This is a genomic window from Burkholderia sp. SCN-KJ, assembly GCF_024656005.1.
Taxonomy (GTDB): domain Bacteria; phylum Pseudomonadota; class Gammaproteobacteria; order Burkholderiales; family Burkholderiaceae; genus Burkholderia.
The window spans coordinates 1-2,509 of record NZ_JANKOG010000074.1; the positions used below are offsets into that span (position 1 = coordinate 1).

A 2,509-nucleotide genomic window follows, 5' to 3' on the forward strand; every position below is an offset into this window, starting at 1 on the left:
CCCTACCAATGGTAGGCAGAAGGTCAGATGCTAAGTGTCCGCGTGGACACATGCACTCAGACCGTGATGACAGAAAAACAGGACCTTCGAAGCAGACTGGTGGTGGGCCGCCGACGGGATGGTCGGCGGGAATTTGATGAAGATGCCGTGCGGGAGCTGGTCGAGTTTTGCCTGAAGCCGGGGGTATCTATCGCCCGGGCGGCCATGGACCATGACGTCAATCCGAATCAGTTGCGCCGCTGGATCTCGCGCCATCAGCAGCATACGCTGCAAACCCCAACGAGGCCGGACCCGCCGGTGATCGACGGCGTATCGATCGACATTCCGGGCACTGCACGTCGGGTTCCGATGAGTGAAGCGCGGGCATTCGTTCCGGTCGTCACGACTCCGTCGACAGTGCCTGCCGTTTCGCCAGTATTGCCACCGGACACGTCGTTGATGGTGCTCTCGTTACATGTGCGCCTGTCGAATGGTGTCGAATTTGATCTTGGCGAGGCGAGTGTCGATGAGCTGGCCACGGTGATCCAGATGCTCGGGAGGCTGCCGTGTTCCGGTTCGACGAAGGGCTGAAGGTCTACCTGCATCGCGATCCGGTCGACTTCCGCATGGGCATCAACGGATTGTCGATCCTGGTCGAACAGGCAATGCGCCTGAACCTGATGACCTCGGCACTGTTCGTGTTCGGCAACCGCCGTCGCGATCGCATCAAGATTCTCGGCTGGGGCGGCAACGGCTTCTGGTTGCTGCTCAAGCGCCTCGAAGCCGACCGCTTCGTCTGGCCGAACGGGGGCGACACGATCACGCTCAGCGTTGAGCAGTTGCATTGGCTGCTCGACGGCATCGACCTGGCCGTGATCCAGAAGCATCCCCGGCGATATTACGCGCGGATGAGCTGAACACCACGCGGGTGACATGGTCTAATCGGCCATGCCGAACAGCCCCGTCATGCCGAGTGTTGAGGAATACCAGGCACTGCTCGCCGAACGCGATGCGCTGCGCGGTGAGCTTCGACTCGTGACGGCTCAGCGCGATCTGGCCGAGGAGAAACTGCGGGCCTACAAGCACGAACTGTTCGGCGCATCGAGCGAAGCGCGCCATGCCGACCAGCTCGGTCTGTTCAACGAAGCCGAGGCGCTGGCGACGACTACCGACGTGCCCGCGCGCGAGGATATGCCCGGCACATCGGTGGCCGCCCACACGCGAGGCAAGCGCGGGCGCAAACCACTCGATCCGAACCTGCCGCGCGAGGTCGTGCGGCACGAGTTGCCCGAGTCCGAACGGTTCTGCGCGCATGATGGCCATGCTCTCGTCGAGATCGGCGTGGAAACGAGCGAACAGCTCGACGTGATTCCCGAGCAGGTGCGCGTCGTTCAGCACCAGCGGGTCAAGTACGCATGCCCGTGCTGCGACCTCGGCATCAAGGTGACGCCCGCACCGGCGCGCATCGTTCCTCGCGGGCTGCTCACGGAATCCGCGCTGGCGTGGATCATCACCGGCAAGTACCAGTACGGTATGCCGCTGTATCGCCAGGCCACGCTGCTGCGTCGCTTCGGCGGCGACATCTCGTCGAACACGCTGGCCGCCAGCGTGGTTCGGGTGGGCCTGGCCACGCAGCCGGTGATCAACCTGATGCGCGACGCGCTGCTCGAATCGGACCTGATCTACGGTGATGAGACAACGTTCCAGGTGCTGAAGGAGCCAGGACGCAGGCCGCAGGCGAAGAGTTACCTATGGGCGCAGGTCAACGGATCGGGGCCGCCCGTGCGAATGTTCTCGTACTCGCCGGGACGCGGCGCCCAGCATGCGCAGAAGCTCTATGCCGGCGTGCAGCCTGGCACCGTGCTGATGACTGACGGGTACGAGCTCTACAACGGCATCGCCCACGATCACCAGCTCGTGCATCTCGGATGCTGGGCACACGTGCGCCGCGGCTTCATCAAGGCCGAGGAGTCGGTGCCGAAGGCTGCACGCTCGCCTGATCTGCTGGCCACGCGCTTCGTCGTGCTGATCGGCAAGCTGTTCGCGGCCGAGGCGCGCAGCGCGAAGTGGAAGTCTGAACGCCGGCAGCGACTGCGTACCCGGTACAGCGCCCGCGTGCTCGCCATCATCGAGCGCATGCTGGTCGAGCATCTGCCGGGCGTCGTGCCGTCGAGTCTGCTCGGCAGGGCATTGCAGTACATGAGCGGACAGTGGCCCAAACTGGTTCGATACGTCGGTCACGGCAACTGGCCGATCTCGAACAACCTGTGTGAGAACGCGATCCGACCGTTCGTCGTCGGCCGCAAGGGCTGGTTGTTCTCCGATACGGTTGCCGGCGCGCAGGCCAGCGCCAATCTGTACTCCCTCGTGGAAACGTGCAAGGCGAACGGCGTCGAGCCGTATCGCTATCTGGTCTGGCTGTTCACCAGGTTGCCGCTCGCTGCAACCGCCGACGACTACGCCGATCTCATGCCTTGGAGTATGCCTGCCGCCCTCAACCTCTGAAGGGCGTCGTTAAAAGACCGCATAC

At 63.6% G+C, this 2,509-nt stretch carries 3 protein-coding genes; all 3 read left to right on the top strand.

Translation table 11 applies throughout. From position 1 onward, the window contains the following. Nucleotides 1-27: 27 nt before the first annotated feature. The 3 genes from NQV17_RS37630 to NQV17_RS37640 are packed head-to-tail and all read left to right on the top strand — an operon-like array spanning nucleotide 28 to nucleotide 2,484. Nucleotides 28-570 (top strand): transposase, encoded by a 543-nt coding sequence (locus NQV17_RS37630; RefSeq protein WP_257776134.1) that lies wholly within the window; start codon nucleotides 28-30, stop codon nucleotides 568-570. Then, nucleotides 546-896, top strand: coding sequence for an IS66 family insertion sequence element accessory protein TnpB (tnpB, locus tag NQV17_RS37635; protein WP_257776135.1), 351 nt, complete (start codon nucleotides 546-548; stop codon nucleotides 894-896). Before NQV17_RS37630 ends, tnpB begins: the two co-directional genes overlap by 25 nt. 31 nt (nucleotides 897-927) lie before the next feature. Beyond that, nucleotides 928-2,484 carry an IS66 family transposase gene (locus NQV17_RS37640; RefSeq protein ID WP_257776136.1) on the top strand — a complete coding sequence of 519 codons (1,557 nt, stop codon included), beginning with the start codon at nucleotides 928-930 and terminating at the stop codon, nucleotides 2,482-2,484. Nucleotides 2,485-2,509 lie beyond the last annotated feature (25 nt).